The organism is Campylobacter sp. CNRCH_2015_1657, assembly GCF_025772685.1.
Lineage (GTDB): Bacteria > Campylobacterota > Campylobacteria > Campylobacterales > Campylobacteraceae > Campylobacter_D > Campylobacter_D lari_D.
The window spans coordinates 1-20,000 of record NZ_JAKMSO010000002.1 but is presented as its reverse complement, the minus strand read 5'-3'; the positions used below and the strand labels follow the sequence as shown (position 1 = coordinate 20,000).

Annotated in this window: 19 protein-coding genes; 11 read left to right on the top strand and 8 right to left on the bottom strand. The window is 29.3% G+C overall.

Annotated features, from left to right (window positions below; genetic code table 11):
* The 3 genes from L8X27_RS01870 to gap are packed head-to-tail and all read right to left on the bottom strand — an operon-like array spanning position 1 to position 2,877.
* Positions 1-681, bottom strand: a complete 681-nt coding sequence (locus L8X27_RS01870) for a triose-phosphate isomerase (protein WP_263670989.1) — start codon at positions 679-681, stop codon at positions 1-3.
* The gene (locus L8X27_RS01865) at positions 678-1,880 is read right to left on the bottom strand and encodes a phosphoglycerate kinase (protein WP_263670988.1); all 1,203 of its coding nucleotides are present in this window, start codon (positions 1,878-1,880) and stop codon (positions 678-680) included. The genes L8X27_RS01870 and L8X27_RS01865 overlap by 4 nt, the downstream gene beginning before the upstream one ends.
* A gap of 1 nt (position 1,881) precedes the next feature.
* Complete coding sequence (gene gap, locus L8X27_RS01860) at positions 1,882-2,877, bottom strand: type I glyceraldehyde-3-phosphate dehydrogenase (protein ID WP_263670987.1); 996 nt, start codon at positions 2,875-2,877, stop codon at positions 1,882-1,884.
* 59 nt (positions 2,878-2,936) lie between these two features.
* Between gap and nadD the strand changes: the two genes are divergently transcribed.
* From nadD to L8X27_RS01845, 3 genes are all read left to right on the top strand, one after another.
* The gene (gene nadD / locus L8X27_RS01855) at positions 2,937-3,482 is read left to right on the top strand and encodes a nicotinate (nicotinamide) nucleotide adenylyltransferase (protein ID WP_220566299.1); all 546 of its coding nucleotides are present in this window, start codon (positions 2,937-2,939) and stop codon (positions 3,480-3,482) included.
* 13 nt (positions 3,483-3,495) lie between these two features.
* Positions 3,496-3,825: a ribosome silencing factor gene (gene rsfS / locus L8X27_RS01850; RefSeq protein WP_133319354.1), complete on the top strand. Its 330-nt coding sequence runs from the start codon at positions 3,496-3,498 to the stop codon at positions 3,823-3,825.
* 372 nt (positions 3,826-4,197) lie between these two features.
* Complete coding sequence (locus L8X27_RS01845) at positions 4,198-4,335, top strand: hypothetical protein (RefSeq protein WP_220566298.1); 138 nt, start codon at positions 4,198-4,200, stop codon at positions 4,333-4,335.
* A 1-nt stretch (position 4,336) separates the two neighbouring features.
* Here the strand turns inward: L8X27_RS01845 and L8X27_RS01840 are convergent, their stop codons facing one another.
* The 5 genes from L8X27_RS01840 to L8X27_RS01820 all read right to left on the bottom strand — a co-directional run bounded on the left by L8X27_RS01840 (position 4,337) and on the right by L8X27_RS01820 (position 11,042).
* Positions 4,337-4,711 (bottom strand): DUF1090 domain-containing protein, encoded by a 375-nt coding sequence (locus L8X27_RS01840; RefSeq protein WP_263670984.1) that lies wholly within the window; start codon positions 4,709-4,711, stop codon positions 4,337-4,339.
* A gap of 235 nt (positions 4,712-4,946) precedes the next feature.
* The gene (locus L8X27_RS01835) at positions 4,947-5,321 is read right to left on the bottom strand and encodes an HIT family protein (RefSeq protein ID WP_263670983.1); all 375 of its coding nucleotides are present in this window, start codon (positions 5,319-5,321) and stop codon (positions 4,947-4,949) included.
* A 43-nt stretch (positions 5,322-5,364) separates the two neighbouring features.
* The gene (gene fumC, locus L8X27_RS01830) at positions 5,365-6,756 is read right to left on the bottom strand and encodes a class II fumarate hydratase (RefSeq protein ID WP_263670982.1); all 1,392 of its coding nucleotides are present in this window, start codon (positions 6,754-6,756) and stop codon (positions 5,365-5,367) included.
* A 128-nt stretch (positions 6,757-6,884) separates the two neighbouring features.
* Positions 6,885-8,684, bottom strand: coding sequence for a glutamine--fructose-6-phosphate transaminase (isomerizing) (glmS, locus tag L8X27_RS01825; RefSeq protein WP_263670981.1), 1,800 nt, complete (start codon positions 8,682-8,684; stop codon positions 6,885-6,887).
* A gap of 3 nt (positions 8,685-8,687) precedes the next feature.
* Complete coding sequence (locus L8X27_RS01820; protein WP_263670980.1) at positions 8,688-11,042, bottom strand: nucleotidyltransferase; 2,355 nt, start codon at positions 11,040-11,042, stop codon at positions 8,688-8,690.
* A gap of 120 nt (positions 11,043-11,162) precedes the next feature.
* On the opposite strand from L8X27_RS01820, the gene mqnE reads away from it, so the two are divergent.
* The 8 genes from mqnE to L8X27_RS01780 form a co-directional block, all read left to right on the top strand.
* Positions 11,163-12,227: an aminofutalosine synthase MqnE gene (mqnE, locus tag L8X27_RS01815; RefSeq protein ID WP_133319349.1), complete on the top strand. Its 1,065-nt coding sequence runs from the start codon at positions 11,163-11,165 to the stop codon at positions 12,225-12,227.
* Positions 12,228-12,235: 8 nt separating this feature from the next.
* Entirely contained in the window at positions 12,236-13,552 is a 1,317-nt protein-coding gene (locus tag L8X27_RS01810) for an NCS2 family permease (protein ID WP_263661047.1), read from the top strand.
* Between the two features lie 9 nt (positions 13,553-13,561).
* Positions 13,562-14,002, top strand: a complete 441-nt coding sequence (locus L8X27_RS01805) for a phosphoribosyltransferase (protein ID WP_133319347.1) — start codon at positions 13,562-13,564, stop codon at positions 14,000-14,002.
* Between the two features lie 61 nt (positions 14,003-14,063).
* Entirely contained in the window at positions 14,064-16,457 is a 2,394-nt protein-coding gene (locus L8X27_RS01800; RefSeq protein ID WP_133319346.1) for a molybdopterin guanine dinucleotide-containing S/N-oxide reductase, read from the top strand.
* A 1-nt stretch (position 16,458) separates the two neighbouring features.
* Positions 16,459-16,992, top strand: a complete 534-nt coding sequence (locus L8X27_RS01795) for a hypothetical protein (RefSeq protein WP_263660495.1) — start codon at positions 16,459-16,461, stop codon at positions 16,990-16,992.
* A 6-nt stretch (positions 16,993-16,998) separates the two neighbouring features.
* A complete protein-coding gene (locus L8X27_RS01790) occupies positions 16,999-18,156 on the top strand; it encodes a hypothetical protein (protein ID WP_263670978.1) in 1,158 nt (385 codons plus the stop codon).
* Entirely contained in the window at positions 18,153-18,893 is a 741-nt protein-coding gene (locus L8X27_RS01785; protein ID WP_263670977.1) for a Tfp pilus assembly protein FimT/FimU, read from the top strand. The genes L8X27_RS01790 and L8X27_RS01785 overlap by 4 nt, the downstream gene beginning before the upstream one ends.
* Before the next feature lie 78 nt (positions 18,894-18,971).
* The coding region (locus L8X27_RS01780) for a cache domain-containing protein (protein WP_263670976.1) at positions 18,972-20,000 on the top strand (1,029 nt) is incomplete at its 3' end.

Genomic DNA, 20,000 nt, shown 5'->3' with positions numbered 1-20,000 from the left:
TTAACCTTTGGTTGTTTGTATCATATTTAAAAAATCACTTGCATTTAATGCGGCTGAACCTATTAATACTCCATCACAATTTTTTAAAGCACAAATTTCTTTAATATTGTTTTGATTAACACTTCCACCATATAAAAGCTTAGCGTTAGTAAATTCTCTTAAAAAATTAAGTATGGTATTAATATCATCAAGATTAGCACTAACTCCTGTGCCTATAGAATAAATAGGCTCATATGCTATGATAAGTTTTTTATAAGATAAATCAATATTTTCAATTTGTTTTTTTAAAAAATCCAAGCTTTTATTAGTATTTTTGGTTTCTAAACTTTCGCCTATACAATAAATGATATTAAAATCAAGATTTTTTGCAAAATCAAATTTAGCCCTTAAAAAGCTTTCATTTTCACTTAAAGCTCTCCTTTCAGAGTGGCCTATTAAAACGCTTTTGATATTAAATTCTTCCAAGTGAATTTTACCTATTTCTCCGGTATAGGCTCCATTTTCACAAGGGTAGAAATTCTGCGCGCCTTGCTGAAATGAAAAATTGTCTTTTAAGAAAGCTATGCTAGGAGGGAAGATGAAAATTTCATCTTCTTTGTTTAAGTTTTGGTTTAATTCTTGAGCATAAAGTTCAAAGCTTGATCTTGTATGATTGCACTTTAAATTTGCTGCAAAAATCATTCATTATCCTTTATAGTCAAAGGTTTTACACCAGGAAGTTCTTTTCCTTCTATAAGTTCTAATGATGCTCCACCACCAGTTGAAATGAAAGTCATCTCATCAGCATCACCAGCTCTTGCTACAACATCAGCAGTATCGCCACCACCTATTACAGTTGTTGCGTGAGATTCACTAATATAATGGCTCATTTTAATGCTACCTTTTGAGAATTTATCGATTTCAAAAACCCCCATAGGTCCATTCCACCATATAGTTTGAGCATCAGAAAGTGCCTCTTTAAATAATCTTACGCTAGCAGGACCTATATCAAGTCCCATCCAACCTGCAGGAATTTCTTGCACAGGGGTGTATTTCATTACTGCCTCTTGGGAGCAAGTTTGTGCTGCTGTAACATCCACAGGAAGGTAAATTTTTACACCTAGATTTTTACCTTTGAGTAAGATTTTATTTGCTTCTTCAATTAAATCTTCTTCTAAAAGAGAATTTCCTATATCATAACCTTGAGCTTTTAAGAAAGTAAAGGCCATACCTCCACCTATGATTAATTTATCTACTTTTGGAAGTAAGTTAGTCAAAGCTTGTAATTTTCCACTTACTTTAGAACCACCTACTACGGCTACAAAAGGACGTACAGGGTGTTTGATAAGATTGCTTGCAAACTCAATTTCTTTTTGGAGTAAAAATCCCGCACCCTTGTTTGTATTATCAAAGTATTTTGTAATAGCTTCAACGCTAGCATGGGCTCTATGACAAACCCCAAAAGCATCATTAATATAAACATCAGCCATAGAAGCAAGTTCTTTGGCTAAATTTTCATCATTCTTAGTTTCACCCTTTTCAAAGCGTAAATTTTCTAAAAGCAAAATTTCACTTGATTTTAATTCGCTAGCTTTTTTCTTTGCATCTTCACCTATAACATCTTTAGCCATGATGACTTCTTTAGCCATTAAGCGTGCAAGTCTTTTTGCAACTGGTTCTAAAGAGTATTTTGAAGCTATTTCTTTTGGACGCCCTAAATGTGAAGCTAAAATAACCGCACAGCCATTATCTAAACAATACCTTATAGTAGGGATGGCCGAGCGAATACGACGATCATCGGTGATATTTAAAAACTCATCTTGAGGAACATTAAAATCACATCTTATAAATACTTTTTTCTTTGCAAGATCAATATCTTTAATCGATAAAATACTACTCATCTTAAGCCTTTGCTATAAATACTGCCATATCTACTAAACGAGAAGAATAACCCCATTCATTATCATACCAAGCAACCACTTTAACAAAATCATCACAAATTACTTGAGTTAAATCACTTGCTACAATTGCACCATAAGAGCAAGTTATAAAATCACTTGAAACTCTTTCTTCATCATCAACTAATAATATGCCTTTTAAATTACTAGCAGCTGCTTTTCTAAAGGCTTCATTGATTTCTTCTTTACTTACTTTTTTCTTTAAAGTTGCAGTTAAATCCACAGTTGATACATCAGCTACAGGCACACGCATGCTTTGACCATGTAATTTTCCATCAAGTTCAGGCATAACAAGCTTCATAGCTTTTGCTGCACCGGTAGAAGTAGGGATGATATTTTGTGCAGCAGCGCGTGATCTTCTTTTATCTCTTGCTTTTGCATCAATAATACTTTGACCATTGGTGTAAGCATGTATAGTAGTCATTAAACCTTTTTCTATGCCAAAATTATCTTGCAAAACTCTACAAATTGGTCCTAGGCAGTTGGTGGTACAACTTGCATTTGAGATGATATTTTCGCCTTTATATTCGTGAGCATTTACTCCTAAAACATAGGTTGGAGTTTTATCTTTTGCAGGTGCACTCATGATGACTTTTTGCACTCCATGATCTAAAAATCCTTGACATTTTTCCATAGTTAAGTGTGCACCGGTGCACTCTAAAACAATTTGTGCGCCATATTTTGCAAAGTCTAAATCTGCTATATTTCTACTTTTTAAAACTTTTATTTTTCTATTATCAATTATTAAATCATCATTTTCATTTTCAACACTACCATCATATACCCCATGAACGGTGTCGTATTTAAAAAGATATTTTGTGAGTTCAATATCAGTAGTATCATTAATCGCTACAAGTTCTATATCATCGCGTTTCATGATAATTCTTGCAACACATCTTCCAATGCGTCCAAAGCCATTTATTGCAACTTTTACAGCCATTTTCATTTCCTTTTTATGATTAAGTAGATAAAATTCTACTAAAAAAAGGTTAAATTTTAATGAAAATCGCACTTTTTGGCGGTAGTTTTGATCCGCCTCATTTAGGTCATAATGCTATAGTCTTAAATGCATTAGAAAATTTAGAGCTTGATAAGCTCATTATTATGCCTACTTTTATTAGTCTTTTTAAACAAGAATTTACTGCAGATGAACAAAGACGCTTAAAATGGTGCAAGGAAATTTGGGGAAGCTTAATAAAAGTTGAAATTTGTGATTTTGAAATAAAAAAGCAAAGACCTGTGCCTAGTATAGAAAGTGTTGAATTTTTATATAAGCAATATGAAATTTCAAAATTTTATCTTATTTTAGGAGCTGATCATTTGCAAAGTCTTGAAAAATGGCATGAATTTGAAAGATTGCAAAATTTGGTAGAATTTGTTATAGCTAAAAGAGATGATATTTTTATACCAAAACATTTTAAAACTTTAGATACTAAAGTAAATATCTCTTCATCTTTTATAAGACAAACTTTACAAACAACGCAAGTTTGTGAGCAAATCAAAGAAGAAGTTAAGCTTTATTATTCTAAATTTAAAAATATTTAACAAAAGGAAAACAATGCAAGAAAGAATTAATAATATAGTGCAGATTTTAGATGATAAAAAGGCAGATTTAATAGAAAGTTTTGATATGCAAGATAAGGATTATTTTGTTAAATTTGTAGTGATTGCTACTACTATGGGGGAAAGACACGCGCTTTCTTTGATTGATGATTTAAAAACTAATCTTAAAAGCAAAGGTGAGGAGTTTTTAAATATAGAAAGTAGTGAAGAATGGACTGTGCTTGATTTAGGAGATATTTTGATTCACTTAATGAGTGAAACCTATAGAACAAAATATAATATAGAAGAATTTTTGAAAAGTTTAAATAAAGAAAATCAAAACTAGGGTTAAGATTTGGATAATTTAATTACTGAGTTATCAGATTTAGCTAAAGAATATTTTGAAAATTCAGAATTTGAAAAATGCGATGAAGTTTTAAGCGAGCGTATTGTTTTTGGAAGCTTATCATAATAGAGCATTTTGTGGATTTAATTGTTTGAAATTTCAAGAAGTACTTTTGGCTTTCAATAAAACCATGTACTAGATAATACATATTATTTAGTATATTTTAACAGAGCTAGAGTTTATATACTTTTAGATAAGCAAACAAAAGCCTTAAAAAAATTGTAAACTTGTATTGATCTAGCTCTTGTTTAAGAAGCGACTTTGAGAATTTGGAAGATTATCAAAAGGCTATAGAATTTTTTAATAAAATGATTGAGTAAACAAGTTTTAGAATATACCAAAGAATTATCAAAGCTTGATGGAGAAAATGAGTTTGCATTAAAAAATCAAAATATTTTAATGCAAAAATTAAAACAACAAAATAAAAAATGGTGGCAAATTTGGAATTAAATTAGAGTTTGTTGATGTATTCTTCAATCTCTTTTTTGATTTTGTCTTTTTTGTCTTTTAAAGCTTGTTTTTTGTTTTTATACTCTGTTTTACTCATATAATCTTTTTGTTTTTTTAATTCTTTTAACTCTTGTTCGATTTTTTCTATCTCTTGCTCTTTAAGTTTTTTAGCCTCTAATTTTTTATCATAAAAAAGAGGATCTTTTGCACAATCTGCTTGAACTTCTTTTAAGGCTAATTCTAAACTTAAAGCTTTTTCTTGATGATTGTAATTTTTAGCATAAGCTATTTCTTTTTGAATTTGCTTTATTTTAACCTCACATTGCGTGGAAAATGCAATTGAGCAAAGTGTAAGTAAAAATAACAATTGCTTCATAGTTTAAACCTTTCTTTTTTCAAATTTTAGTTTATTATATTAAATAATTTATTTGCTGTTTTTAATAAAAACATGAGTTTTAAAAAAAGTTATTTGACCTTTTATAAAAATAAAGATGAATTATTATCAAGCTTATAGTTTGATTTTCTCATATTTTAAACTTATATGATTTTTGTACTAAAATAATCCTAAGTAGATAATGTAATAGGACTTGATAACTAGAATTAATAAATTTTTAAACATGAATATTATTTATTTTTTTAAGTAAAATTGATACAAATCCTTCAAAATCAGGCAATTTTAAATCCTTAATTTCTCTTTGTTGTTTTCCCCACATGCATTCAGGAAAAAACCCATCTTCTTTAAAACGTGCCATAATATGAAAATGCACTCTTGGCACATAGTTTGCAAAGGAAGCTATGTTGATTTTTTCTGGGTTATAATACTCTCTAAGGCTTAATTCGCAAGCTAAAACATATTGAAAAAGCATATTTTGTAAAAAGGTTGGACAATCACTTAATTCTCTGTAATTTTCTTTAGTAAAAATTTTCACCCAAGGAATTTGAGAATTTTCTTTTTCTATAAATAAATAATCATTTTCATAAATCATACTAACTCTTAAGAAAAGACTAGGATTATTCCTAGTCTTTTGATTATTTTTTTACTCCTATCATTTTTGTAGGATCTACAAATTTAGCAAAGTCTTCTTCGCTTACTAAGCCAAGCTCCATAGCACTTTCTTTTAAAGAAATGCCTTTTTTGTGAGCATTTTTTGCTACTTTAGCTGCATTTTCATAGCCAATATGTGGGTTTAATGCAGTTACTAGCATTAAAGAATTATGTAAGTTAAAATCAATTTTTTCTTTATTTGGCTCTATACCAACAGCACAATGGATATTAAATGAATGCATAGCATCAGCTAATAAATCAAGGCTTTGCAAGAAGTTATAAATAATCACAGGTTTAAAAACATTAAGCTCGAAATTTCCTTGGCTTGCTGCAAAACCAATAGCTGCATCATTTCCCATAACTTGCACTGCAACCATAGTTAAAGCTTCGCATTGAGTAGGATTAACCTTGCCTGGCATGATAGAACTTCCTGGTTCGTTCTCAGGTATGTTTAACTCTCCAAGACCACATCTAGGGCCACTTGCTAGCCATCTAATATCATTTGCTATTTTCATTAAATTTGCAGCTAAGCCTTTCATAGCTCCATGGGTAAAATTAATTGCATCATGGCTTGTTAGTGCATGGAATTTATTTGGACTTGAAACAAATTTAGTACCTAAAAGCTTGCTTAATTCTTCGCTTACTTTTTCACTAAGTTCTGGATGCGCATTCAATCCTGTACCAACAGCTGTCCCACCTATTGCAAGTTCTCTTAATGTAGGTAAAGAAGCGATGATTTGCTCTTTTGAGTGAAGTAACATAGAAAGATATCCGCTAAATTCTTGAGCTAGGGTAAGTGGTGTAGCATCTTGAAGGTGAGTTCTTCCTATTTTAATAATTCCTTCAAATTCTTTTACTTTTTTTTCAAAAGTTGCAATAAGCTCATCTAAAGCAGGGATAAGTTTTTTCTCTACTTGCTCTACCGAAACTATACTCATAGCAGTTGGAAAAGTATCATTTGAACTTTGACTCATATTTACATGATCATTTGGATGAACAAGCTTTTCTTTTCTAAAATCTCCACCCATAATTTCAGTTGCACGGTTTGCTATAACTTCATTCATATTCATATTGCTTTGAGTGCCTGAACCTGTTTGCCATATTGCTAGTGGGAAATTATCGTCAAATTTTCCTGCTACAATTTCATCGCAAGCTTGCACGATAGCATTTTTTTTAGCATCATCTAATTTACCAAGTTTATTATTTACCAAAGCCAAAGATTTTTTAAGATTTGCAAAAGCATAAATTAAAACTTTTGGCATTTTTTCACAACCAATTTTAAAATTTTCAAAACTTCTTTCAGTTTGTGCTCCCCAATATTTATCATTAGGAACTTTAATCTCTCCCATAGTATCGTGTTCGATTCTGTATTCCATGGCCTTTCCTTGTAATAAAATAAGTTGTGATATTTAAACTAAATAAACCCTAAAGTTTGCTTATAATTTAAGAAGTATTTATAAAATTTTTGAAGAAAGGTGTAGTTTTTTTCAAAACTACACAAATATTATTCTACTGTAACACTTTTTGCTAGATTTCTTGGCATATCCACATCATTGCCAAGTCTTATAGAAACTTCTAAAGCTAGAAGTTGTAAGATTACCATCATTTCGAAAAATTCGCACATATAGTGCTCTTGCTTTGAAGTTTTTATAAAATCATCACTTAAATCAAAATCAAGTGGAGAGATAGCAAGTAAAGTAGAATCCCTTGCAGCTAATTCTTCTACATTTGATTTTGTTTTTTCATAAAGACAATTTTGCGGCATTAATGCAACGGTAAAAAGCTCACTATCTGCTAGAGCAATAGGTCCATGTTTCATCTCTCCTGCTGGATAGCCTTCAGCATGTAAGTATGAAATTTCTTTAAGTTTTAAAGCTCCTTCTAGTGCTAGTGGATAAAATACATCTCTTCCTATAAAGAAAAAGCCATGGCCATGTAGGTATCTTTTTGAAATTCTATGTACTTTTTCATGCAAGTTTTGTTCAACTTTAACTATACTTGGTAAACTTCTTAGAGCTTTGATTTCTTTACTCATATCTAAATTTGCTTTTTGTGCAAGATAGATTGCAAGCATCCATAAAGTTGCTACTTGAGTGGCAAATGCTTTAGTTGAAGCTACGCCTTTTTCAATACCCGCTCTAGTAAGTAAAGATATATCAGCCAAACGCACGATGTTAGAATTATCCACATTGCATATTGCTAAAGTTTTAACTCCTTGTGTTTTTGCTATTTTTAAAGCTTCTAGTGTATCAGCTGTTTCGCCGCTTTGAGAGATTACTATAAAAAGAGTATTTTTACCTATAATGGCTTCTCTGTATCTAAATTCACTTGCTACTTCAACTTTAGTTTTAATTTTTGCAAGTCTTTCAAGTAAATAAGCCCCACTTAATGCTGCATGATAGCTTGTACCACAAGCACAAAGTGTGATTTCATCTATGTTTTGTAAAAGAGTTTCATTTATATCTTCAAAAACAATCTGCTCACCTTGTAATCGTCCCATTAAAACTTCGCCTAAAACTCTACTTTGCTCATAAATTTCTTTTTCCATGAAAAACCTATAACCATCTTTTTGAGCATAACTTTTATCTTGACTTAAAGCCACAAAAGTAGGTTGTATACAAGCTTGATCATGACAAATTTTGCATTCATTTAAATTAACATATCCATAATCTCCATCTTCAAGATAAGTTACTTTATCCACTAAAGAAACTAAAGGTGCATCACTTGATGCAAAATAATATTCATTTTCATCGCCATTTTTTCCGATGATGAGTGGCACAGCATTTTTAGCAAAATAAATTGTATTAGGATCTTTTTTACTCACAAGCAAGATTGCAAAAGCACCTTTTAGTTCAGCTATGGTCTTTTTAAAAGCTTCAAATGGTTCTAAATTACTCGCATGATATTCAAATAAATGTACAATAACTTCAGTGTCAGTTTGACTTAGAAAATTAATACCTTCTTGTGTGAGTTTTGTTTTTAATTCTTGGTAATTTTCTATGATTCCATTATGTATTACACAAGAGTATTGTCCTAAATGTGGATGCGCATTTATTTCGGTTGGTTTTCCATGAGTTGCCCAACGCGTATGGCCTATAGCAAGCCCAAATCCATCACTATTAAAATTAGCAGTTTTGTTAGCTAAATTTTCTAATTTTCCAACTGCTTTAAAAAAGTCTAATTCTCCATCTTTCATTACTGCTATACCGGCGCTATCGTAGCCTCTGTATTCAAGCTCTTTTAAACCTTCTAATATGATTTTTTTCTTTTCTTTAGTTCCTATATAACCTACTATTCCACACATCTTTTACTCGCTTATTAGTGATTTAAGAATTTGATCTTTATGATCTTGCAAGCTTTCATTTTTATGCAAAATCAAAACATTTCGCGTTCTTTCTTTTATGGTTTGAATTTTTGCTGCACTTAAGATAATATCATATCTTGCAAGTACATCCATTACATAAGCCATTAAACCTTTTTGATCTTTTGTGTTTAAGGTTATTTTGGCATAGCTTTTGGAATAATTCATGTCTAATTTTAATTCATCTTTTTTAATGTTTGGTTTTTTTGCTTTTTTTTGTACTTTTAAATGCAATTTAGAATTAAGTAAATTTTCTAAACTTTGTTTTTGAGTATCGCTTACTATATCTGAATATTCAAATTTCAAATAAACTTTTTCATCAAATAATTCAAAAAAACTCATAAAGACTAAATTTAAAGAACTTAAAGTATTGAGTATATTTTCAAGATTGTTTTTTCTATTCATTATAAGCTCTAGGGTAAAATTATCTTGATTATCAAGCCAAAAAGTAAAATTTTCTTTTTGTGCAATTTGTGCTATTTTAATGATTTTTTCAAAACTATTTTTTATAAAAAAGAGATTAGATTTAATATGAGTGATATTATCTTGAGTTTGCTCATCAAGATCTAAAAAAGCCTTACTTCTTTTTAGAGTTTGTTCTTTTTTTACTCTTCTTTGGCTCTCATCAATTAAATTCTCATCCTCAAAGCCTTCTAGCGCATTTTGAAACAATCTTTCTAAACTTTTATAATAAAAATGATTTTCTATACCTAAAGCTTTAGCATTGCAAAAAGATAAAAGATGTAAGGTTTTTAAGGTATTTATATCATTTAATTTGGAAATAAAATTTAAAACAATAGTAGAATTATAAATATCTTCTTTTTCTATAATGTCTTTAAAAGCGTTAAAATTTTTATACAATCTTAAGCCAAAATCTAAAAGTTCATTATCAACTTGGAATTTTCCTACATAAGCCCTGTAAATATTTGCTAAAGAAATTTCATTTTCTTCATGAATAGCACTTAGAAGTATGGTAAGCTTTATTATTAGAAGTGTTTTTTTATCAAATTTGCAATCTTTTTCTTCAAAGTATTTTAAGCAAAGTAATGCTCTATCTAATGCGCTATAAACACCTTCTTCTTCGAGTAAAAATTTACTTTGAATTAATGGTTTGCAAAAATCTTTTAAAATATTTGCATTGTTTAGTAGTTTTAAAATACTAAAAGAATGTTTTTTTTCTAATATACCTTTAAATAACTCCAAATTTTCATCATTATTTTTTGCTCTTTTTAATGCAAAAATTAGTTTAATATCAAAAATAAATTCCTCATCTTCTAGTTTTAAAAGTCGATTGAGTATTGAATTTAAATTTTCATTTTCATCTGAATAGGTAAAAAAGTTATCTTGTATTTCATAAAGTTTATTTTCTTTATAATGTTTTTCCTGGATGCATCTTGCTAAAAAATGTGTATAAATTCCACAAATTTGCATACTTTGCATTGCTTTTTGAATGAGTATGGATTTAAGATCTAAATTTTTCTTTTCTTTTTTATGCATTAAGTTAGCAAGTTCTTGTGAATTTTGTATTAAAAATAAATTTGTGTTTTTACCTTCTAAAAGATTCATTGCACATTTAAGTGAAAATAAAAAATCACTCGCAAGCTTAAATTCGCTAAATTCTTTTTCATTGATAAAATTAAGCATATAATTTTTGGGAGAATCTTTAAATAAAATATTTAAATTTTCTATATTAAGTTGCTCATCTAAACCGCCAAAATTTTTATTAATATCAAATTCTTGCTTGATTAAAGGTTGATAATAAGGGTTAAATTCTTGCAAGATTTTTAGAGCAAATTCTTCTTTTAACTCATCTTGAGCTTGGGAAATTTTTTCTTTGATTTGTTTAAATAAAATCTTAGAACCACTAATATAGCGATATTGTAAAATATTTTGTTTAAGCTCATTTTTAGCTATATTATAAAGTCCATTTATTTCACAAATTTGATAGTTAATGCTTAAACCAATATCGTTTAAAAAAGTAATAAATGCTTTCATTAAAGGCTTAATATTATAAGCTTTTATATCTTTATAAATAAGCAATAAATCAATATTTTCTTTTATGCTTAAATTCATTTTAGCATATTGTTTAATGGCGATAATACAAAAAGGAATTTTGTCATTATGTGGAAAAAAATCATCAAAAAAATCATTTAAAACAAGCTCATAAATATCTTCTATAAAACGATCAATCTCTTTAGAATGGTAAAAGCTAAAAGAACCTTGCTTTAAAAAAAGTCTAGAACAATATGCTTCATAGTCTTTTAAAGAATTTTTTAATTTTTGAATTTTTTGCATATCCATTTTTGAAAATTATTCCTTGCTTTAAATTTTTATTAAAATCATACCAAAAAATACTTTGTATTAAATTTTAAGTAAGTTAAAATTATAATTGTAGTTTAAAATTAAAAATATGGTAAGAATATGCAAACAATTATAGAAAAATTAGAAAATCAAGAAAGATTAAACGAAGAAGAGGCTAATAAACTTTGGGATTTAGAGCTTTTTACTCTAGCTAAATATGCACAAAAAATTCGTACTAATTTGCATGGCAAAAAGGTTTATTTTAATATCAATCGACATATTAATCCTACAAATATATGTGCAGATACTTGTAAATTTTGTGCTTTTTCAGCACATAGGAAAAATCCTAATCCTTACACTATGACACATGAAGAGATAATGAAAATAGTTGATGAGACAGTTTTAAGAGATACGAAAGAAATTCATATTGTTTCAGCGCACAATAAAAATACATCATGGCAGTGGTATTTAGAAATTTTTAAAATGATTAAAGAAAAATATCCATTTTTACACATTAAAGCTCTAACTGCTGCTGAGGTTGATTTTTTAAGTAGAGCTTTTGATATGAGTTATGAAGAAGTAATAGAAAAAATGCTTGAGTATGGTGTTGATTCTATGCCAGGTGGTGGAGCTGAAATTTTTGATGAAGAAGTTAGAAAAAGAATTTGTCATGGTAAGGTAAGTAGTGAAAATTGGCTAAAAATTCACAAACTTTGGCATGAAAAAGGCAAACAAAGTAATGCTACTATGTTATTTGGGCATATAGAAAGTAGAGAAAATAGAATTAATCACATGATAAGATTAAGAAATCTCCAAGATCAAACAAGTGGGTTTAATGCTTTTATTCCTTTAGTTTGGCAACAAGATAATAGTTTTATTACAGGTAAAAAGCCACTTGGCTCGGTGGAAATTTTAAAAACTTTAGCTATAGCAAGAATAGTGCTTGATAATATTAAAAATATCAAAGCTTATTGGGCAACTATGGGTATAAATTTAGCTATGGTGGCTCAAGATTTTGGCGCAAATGATTTAGATGGTACCATAGAAAAAGAAAGCATACAAAGTGCAGGTGGAGCAAAAAGTTCAAATGGCTTAAGTTTAAAAACCTTCATAGAGATGATTCAAAGTTCAGGTTATATAGCAATAGAGCGAGATAGTTTATATAATGAACTAAAAATTTATTAAGGATTAAAATGGATTTTTTTAAACTTAAAGAGCATAATAGCGATGTAAAAACTGAAATTTATGCAGGTATTGCTACCTTTTTAGCAATGATTTATATTATACCGGTTAATGCTAATATAATGAGCAATTCAGGTATGCCACTAGAAGCTTTAATCGTAGCAACCGCTTTGGTAACTATTATAGCTACTACTTTAAGTGCTTTTTTTTCTAATACTCCTGTGGCTATGAGTGTAGGCATGGGATTAAATGCGTATTTTACTTTTAGCGTGTGTAATACTTATCAAATTCCTTGGCAAAGTGCTTTGGGGGCTGTTTTTTTATCAGGTATTGTTTTTACTTTATTATCTTTTACTAATTTTAGAATTTGGGTTATAAAAAGCATACCAAATGATCTAAGAAAAGCTATATCAGCGGGTATTGGAACTTTTATAGCTTTTATGGGACTTGTGCAAATGGGAATTATCACCAAAAGTGAAGCAACTTTAGTAGGCTTGGGAGATTTTTCAAGCACTAAAGTACTTTTTGGATTATTTGGTTTGTTTTTAGTTTTTGTTTTTTGGGCTTGGAGGATTAAAGCTGCTTTTATCTTAGCTGTTTTTGTAAGTGCTTTGTGTGCTTGGATTTTTGGTATTGATGGAGCTAGGTTTCCAGAACAACTTTTGTCGATGCCAGTTATAAACGGAGATAATGGCTTAAGTGCAATATTTGGTAAGCTTGATATTAAAGGAGCTTTAGAGCTTAGTATGATTCCTATAGTGCTTACTTTTTTTGTTACTCAGCTTTTTGATAGCGTAGGGACAATCACAGGCGTAGGTTCAAGAGGAAAAATATTTGATGATCCAAAACAAGGTGATAAAAAACTAGGAAAAACTTTAGGAGTAGATGCTGTTAGTTCAGCTATGGGAGCAGTTGTTGGTACCTCTACTGTAACGGCATTTGTGGAGAGTTCAGCAGGAGTTGAAGCAGGCGGTAGAACAGGTCTTACAGCTTTAGTTACTGCTATATGTTTTGTTTTCACTTTATTTTTACTACCGGTATTTAAAGCTATTCCTGCAAATTCTATTTATCCTGTATTGGTTCTTGTTGGAGTTTTAATGTTTATGGAAGTTGCAAATATTAATTTTAAAGATAAAGCAATAGCTGTGAGTGCGTTTTTTATTATTATTATGATGCCGCTGACTTATTCTATTACAACAGGTTTTGCTTTTGGTTTTATTGCATATTTATTTATGCGTATTATGCAAAAAGAATTTGATAAAATTAATCTTGGAATTATCATTTTAAGTGCAATTTCATTATTGGTATTTTTATTACAATTTTTATAGGAAGTGATTATGTATTATTATGCTTATGAAGAATTTCAAAAAGAAATTATCCCTTTTACGCGCAAAATAAAAGAGGAATTTAATCCCGATGTTTTACTTGCTATAGCAAGAGGTGGTATGACTTTGGGCCATTTTTTAGCAGAAGGTATGGGTAATAGAAATTTATTTTCTTTAAATTCTATCCATTATGAAGATACTCAAAAATTAGATACGATTAAAATTTTTAATATTCCTGATCTTAGCTCATATAAAAAAGTTCTTTTGGTAGATGATATCATAGATAGTGGTGAAACTATGATAGAAATTAAGAGAGTCTTAAGTCAAAAGTTTCCTCATTTAGAGCTTAAAGTAGCAAGTGTTTTTTACAAAACTTCAGCATTATTAATCCCTGAATTTTATATTAAAGAAGCTAAGGAATGGATTGATTTTTTCTGGAGTATTAAAATTTAGTTTATTATTAGCTATAAATAATACAATATAATTAAATATTAAACTAAAAGGAAGGACAAACATGAGTTTAACAAGAAGAAAATTCTTAAAAGGTCTTGCTGCAACTTCAGCAGTTGCTTCCGTTAATCCTTTAATGGCAGCACAAACAAAATTTTACGATACTAAAAAAATTCCTCATGCAACTCACTTTGGTGCTTTTTGGGCTGAAGTAAATTCAGAAGGAAAAATAGTAAAAGTTACTCCACAAAAATCTGATAAACATCCTTCAGTAATAACTGATGCCATTATCGATAGAACTTATTCAGACACTAGGGTAAAGTATCCTTGTGTTAGAAAAAGCTTTTTAGAAGGTAAAAAAAGACCTAAATTAAGAGGTAAAGAACCTTTTGTAAGAGTAAGTTGGGAGAAAGCTTTAGAGCTTGTATTGGAAAAATTAAAAGAAACCCCTATTGAAAATTTATTTAATGCAAGTTATGGTGCATGGGGACATGTAGGTTTATTGCACAATTGTAACTCAGTAGCAGGAAGATTTTTTAATACCGCTTTAGGTGGCCATATTGGCACTGATGGTGAGTATAGTAATGGTGCTGCTGGTAAAGTAAATGCTAGTATAGTAGGAGATTTGGAAGTTTATTCTTTACAAACTTCTCATGAAGTTATTTTGGAAAACACTCAGGTTTATGTTTTATGGGGAGCTGATCTTTATAAATGTAATCAAATTGATTTTAAAGTTGCAAATCGTGGTAATGATGATTATTATAAAAAATACAGCAAATCAAAAATTAAATTTATAACTATCGATCCTCAATATACTCAAACAGCAGAAATTTTAAATGCTCAGTGGATTAAGATTCGTCCAAATACTGATGTTGCTTTAATGCTTGGTATGATGAATTATTTATATAAAAGTGGAAAATATGATAAAAAATTCATTGAAAAATACACTGATGGTTTTGACAAATTCTTACCTTATCTGCTTGGAAAAACTGATGGTATTGATAAAACTCCAGCTTGGGCTGCAAATATTACCGGCGTTGAAGAAAAAGTTATTACCGCATTGGCAGATACTTTTGTAAAAAATAGAACCTTTTTAGCAGGTAACTGGGCTATGCAAAGAGCACACCATGGTGAGCAAGCTGATTGGACTTTAATGGTTTTAGCTTCAATGATAGGTCAAGTAGGCTTACCTGGTGGTGGATTTGGTTTTTCTATGCATTATTCAGGTGGTGGTCAAGCATTTTCAGGTGTAAGATTACCAGTAGGTTTACCACAAGGTAAAAATAATCTTGATACTAATATTCCTGCAAGTAGAGTTTCAGAAGCTATTTTAAATCCAGGTAAAACAGTTAAATTTAAAGGTAAAGAAATCACTTATCCTAAAATTAAACTCATGTATGTAGTGGGTGCTTCTGTATTGGGCCATCATCCAAATACAAATGAACTTATCAAAGCTTTAAGAACACTTGATACATTAATTGTACATGAGCCTTGGTGGACTCCTATGGCAAAAATGGCAGATATTGTATTACCTTCAACTACAACTTTAGAAAGAGATGATATTAGCTTTGGTGGCTCTTATTCTCAAGATTATGTTTATGCTATGAAAAAAGTAATTGAGCCTTATTTTGAAAGTAGAAATGACTATGATATTTTCGAAGAATTAGCAAAAAGAATTGGCGAGAGAGAGCATAAAAAATTTACAGGTAATAAAACAAAACAACAATGGCTTGAAGGTTTTTATGGAAGAAGTGATTGTCCTTATTATATGGAATTTGCTGACTTTTGGAAACAAGGTTTTATCCATTTTGAACCACCAAAAGAAGCTTATAATTTTGTAAGACACTCTGAATTTAGAGCCGATCCTGTGGCAAATAAACTTGCAACAGAAAGTGGAAAAATCCAAATTTATTCTCCAAAATTTGAAAAATACAATTTAGATGATTTTAAAGCACATCCAACATGGTTTGAGCCTGCAGAGTGGCTGGGTAATGAAAAATTAGTTAAAAAATATCCTTTCCATTTAGTAAGTCCACATCCAAGATATAGAGTGCATTCTCAACTTGATAATACTTGGGTAAGAGATTTGTATAAAATTCAAGGTAGAGAGCCTGTGATGATTAATACAAATGATGCTAAAAAACTTGGCATTACCCACGGAGAAGTTGTAGAAGTATATAATGATCGTGGATCACTTTTAGCAGGTGCTTTTGTAACAGATAATATCATGGAAGGGGTTATTAGTATCCAAGAGGGTGCTTGGTATGACCCTGAAGATGTAAGCGATAGCAAGCCAAGATGTAATGCAGGCCATGTAAATGTTTTAACAAGCTCAAGACCAACTTCAACTATGGCTCAAGCAACTAGTGTAAATACTTGCTTAGTGGGCATTAAAAAGCTAAAAGAAGTTATAAAACCTTATAATTCAACTACACCACCAGAAATCATAGGAGCTTAAAATGAAGAAAATTATATTGACATTAACTTTTTTAGCTAGTGCTTTGTTTGCTAAAGATATGTTTATTTTTAATGAAAAAGTAGATCTTTTAGATAGTGCTAGTAAAAAAGTAGTAGGACAAATTTATGAAGGCTCTAAAGTGGAGCTTATAAAAGAAGAAGGTGAATACTCTTTAATTAAAGTCAAAGGTGAGGTTGTGGAGTCAAATCCAAAAAGCCTTGCTTATACCAAAGATGGAATTTATCTTTTACTTACTTTAAATGCTAAAAATGCAAACAATGAAATGGAATTTTTAGTTAAAAGTAAAGATTTGACCGATCAAGAAATTCTTGCTTGGGATGAGATAGAATTAACTTATTATGATACTTGCACAAGTTGTCACGCAGCACATAAACCAAAAGAACATTTAATGGAAGAATGGGATGCATATTTATCTGCTATGCAAGGTTTTGCTAAAATCACTGATGCGGAAAAAGATAGAATTTTAAGATTTTTACAATCTCACGCAAGTAATGGGCCTGTAAAACTTGACTAATCAAAAATGAAAAGGTATTTATTAGCCGTTTTATTTTTTGATTTTTGTGCTTTATTATATGGTGTAAGCACTTTATCTATCAGCTACAATGAAGCACAAATTTATTTTTACGATCATAGCTTAATTGCTATGATTGCTAGATTTGGTACTACTCTTCTTGGGCAAAATGATTTTGGATTAAGACTTCCATTTGTTTTGTTGCATTCTTTAAGTTGTATTTTGTTGTATATTTTGGCTTTAAGATACACCAAAACTTCTTTTGATGCTTTTATTTCTGTTGTGCTTTTTATATTGCTTCCTGGTAGTGTAGCCAGTGCTTTGCTTATCAATGAATCTAGCGTAGTAATATTTTTTACGCTTTTGATTTTGGTGCTGTTTGAATATAAAAAATTTTTTTTATTTTATATCTTGTTTTTTTTAGTTCTTTTTGTAGATGGAAATTTTGTAATTTTATATTTATCTTTTTTCTTTTTTGCTATATATAAAAAAGATAAATTACTTATTGCATGCTCTTTGATTTTATTTGCTATTGCAATGAGTATTTATGGTTTTGATGCAAGTGGAAAACCTAAAGGATATTTTTTAGATACTTTAGGTATTTTTGCAGCTTGCTTTTCACCTTTAATTTTTCTTTATTTTTTTTATGTTATTTATAAAATTCTTTTACAAGATGATAAACCTCTTTTATGGTTTATTAGTGCAACTACTTTCGTTTTTTGTTTGATTTTTTCTATAAGACAAAGACTTTTTTTAGAAGACTTTTTACCTTTTTGTGTAGTTTGTACTCCATTATTAGTTCGTTATTTAATGTCTTCTTATCGCTCAAGAATACCACAATTGCGCCTAAAACATAAAATTTTTATAGAATGCTCTTTAGTTTTTTTACTATTTTTTTATCTTGGTATTATTTTTAATCAAAGTTTTTATTATTTATTAAAAGATCCAAAAAAACATTTTGCTTATGATTATCATATTGCTAAAGAATTGTCTTTAAAATTAAAACAAAGAAATTTTACACATATTTTCACTAAAGATAAAGAGTTAGCTTTAAGACTTAAATTTTATGGTATTTCCAAAGGTAAATTAGAGCTTCATTCTAGTAAAAAAGCTAGTAAGATATATGTTAGTTTAGGTAAGCATAAAATTTATTATTATATAAAATGAAACAAGCTTTTACTTTAATAGAACTAGTTTTTGTTTGTATTATATTATCTTTATTGTTTTCTATGGGGTATTTTTATTACAAACCTGACTATTTGCGTTTAGGGGCTGAACAAATTTTAAATGATATTAAATACACAAGACATTTAGCATTAATACAAAATGATTTTAAAGTAAAAGAATTTAATATTGCTAAACGAGAGTGGTTTAAAGCTAAATGGCAATTATATTTCATACGCTCAAAGTCAGCTACAAATAATGAACAAACTTATACTATTTTTTTAGATAAAAATGGTGATGGTAATGCAAATATAGGTAAAAACATGATTAATAAAGACAGAGAAATAGCTGTTGATTTAATTAATCCAAACTTATTGATGAACTCAGGACAAAGCGGAGTAATAAATCAAAATGATTCTAAGGCGAATTTAAAATATAATATAGAAAAAACATATGGTATTTCAAAAGTTTTGTTTGAAGGTGCTTGCAAGGGAAGTACGCGTTTAATTTTTGATGATTATGGTCGCTTATACACACCTTTGAAAAATGCTATGCGTCCTTATGATAAACTCTCATCTTTTAATAATAACTGCATTATAAGATTATCTAATAAACAAGATCAGCATATATGTATAGTTATAAATCCTATCAGCGGTTATGCTTATATACCTAATTTTTCTTCACTAAACCAGCAGAGTATTATTTTAAATAATAAACAAATATTTTGTCATAATATATAATTTTTATTAAAATTTATTATTTTTTTGATAAAATATATTTACTAAAATACTTCAATTTAAATACAAAAAAGGAGATATATGAATGTAAATACACAAATGAGTGTGAAAAATAAATTGTCCATTGTTGTTGGTGTTATTGTCTTTTTAGCTTTATCAATAATCACTATAATGGCATTTGTTTCTAGTAGAAATAATTTAATTTCAAACAGTAAACAAGCGAATGAAGATTATTTATTGATCACAGAAACTCAAGTGGAAGGATATGTTGATGGTTATATAGATATTTTACTTGCCATAAAAAAATACATTGATTCTTTGGGAAAAAATCAAGTTTTAAATTTTGATTCTATGGAGCAAATGCTAGGAGATGATTTAAAAATTTTTAAAGATGGATCAAATACTTTAGCTGTCTATGTTGGTTTTCCCGATGGAACTATGCTTGTAAGTGATACTGTTTCTGATAAAAAAGGGGTTAATTTTAGAAAAAGAGGTGGTGGAATTTCTTCTTATGATGATCCAAGTTACGATGCTACTTCTAGAGACTGGTATAAAGGGGCTATTGCAAATGATGGAGTGTTTATAAGTGATGTTTATGAAGATTCTGTTACAAAATTACCTAGTTTTACTTATTCTACCCCGATTAAGAAAAATGGTAAGTTGATAGGTGTTTTAGGTGTTGATTTACTACTAACATCTTTGCAAAAGACCTTTGAAAAACTTCCAGGAAATGTTTTTGTTTTTGATACAACAAGCTCTATTCCTTTTGCTTCAAATAATAAATCACTAATCTTAACTCAACATCCAAGTATAGAAGAGATAAAAAAATATCATCAACAATTTGGAGATTATAAAACATTTGAATATATAAGCGTTGATACACAAGAAGAAAGATTTGGAATTTGCGCTAATATAGATAATTCAAAAGCTAAAGTAAGCTATATTGCTTGTGCAACTCAAAAGCAAGATGAGTTGGAAATGTTGGTTTTAAAAGACGCATATAAGCAAATTATTTTTTCTATTATTATATTGTTTATTTCATGTTTTGCTATTTACTTTTTTTCTTCAAAATTACTATCCCCTTTACAAGCAATCCAAAAAGGTATCAAT

Coding starts and splice junctions, on each gene's coding strand:
- L8X27_RS01870 (WP_263670989.1), bottom strand. CDS start 681: ATGATTTTTGCAGCAAATTTAAAGTGCAATCATACAAGATCAAGCTTT.
- L8X27_RS01865 (WP_263670988.1), bottom strand. CDS start 1,880: ATGAGTAGTATTTTATCGATTAAAGATATTGATCTTGCAAAGAAAAAA.
- gap (WP_263670987.1), bottom strand. CDS start 2,877: ATGGCTGTAAAAGTTGCAATAAATGGCTTTGGACGCATTGGAAGATGT.
- nadD (WP_220566299.1), top strand. CDS start 2,937: ATGAAAATCGCACTTTTTGGCGGTAGTTTTGATCCGCCTCATTTAGGT.
- rsfS (WP_133319354.1), top strand. CDS start 3,496: ATGCAAGAAAGAATTAATAATATAGTGCAGATTTTAGATGATAAAAAG.
- L8X27_RS01840 (WP_263670984.1), bottom strand. CDS start 4,711: ATGAAGCAATTGTTATTTTTACTTACACTTTGCTCAATTGCATTTTCC.
- L8X27_RS01835 (WP_263670983.1), bottom strand. CDS start 5,321: ATGATTTATGAAAATGATTATTTATTTATAGAAAAAGAAAATTCTCAA.
- fumC (WP_263670982.1), bottom strand. CDS start 6,756: ATGGAATACAGAATCGAACACGATACTATGGGAGAGATTAAAGTTCCT.
- glmS (WP_263670981.1), bottom strand. CDS start 8,684: ATGTGTGGAATAGTAGGTTATATAGGAACTAAAGAAAAGAAAAAAATC.
- L8X27_RS01820 (WP_263670980.1), bottom strand. CDS start 11,042: ATGGATATGCAAAAAATTCAAAAATTAAAAAATTCTTTAAAAGACTAT.
- mqnE (WP_133319349.1), top strand. CDS start 11,163: ATGCAAACAATTATAGAAAAATTAGAAAATCAAGAAAGATTAAACGAA.
- L8X27_RS01810 (WP_263661047.1), top strand. CDS start 12,236: ATGGATTTTTTTAAACTTAAAGAGCATAATAGCGATGTAAAAACTGAA.
- L8X27_RS01805 (WP_133319347.1), top strand. CDS start 13,562: ATGTATTATTATGCTTATGAAGAATTTCAAAAAGAAATTATCCCTTTT.
- L8X27_RS01800 (WP_133319346.1), top strand. CDS start 14,064: ATGAGTTTAACAAGAAGAAAATTCTTAAAAGGTCTTGCTGCAACTTCA.
- L8X27_RS01795 (WP_263660495.1), top strand. CDS start 16,459: ATGAAGAAAATTATATTGACATTAACTTTTTTAGCTAGTGCTTTGTTT.
- L8X27_RS01790 (WP_263670978.1), top strand. CDS start 16,999: ATGAAAAGGTATTTATTAGCCGTTTTATTTTTTGATTTTTGTGCTTTA.
- L8X27_RS01785 (WP_263670977.1), top strand. CDS start 18,153: ATGAAACAAGCTTTTACTTTAATAGAACTAGTTTTTGTTTGTATTATA.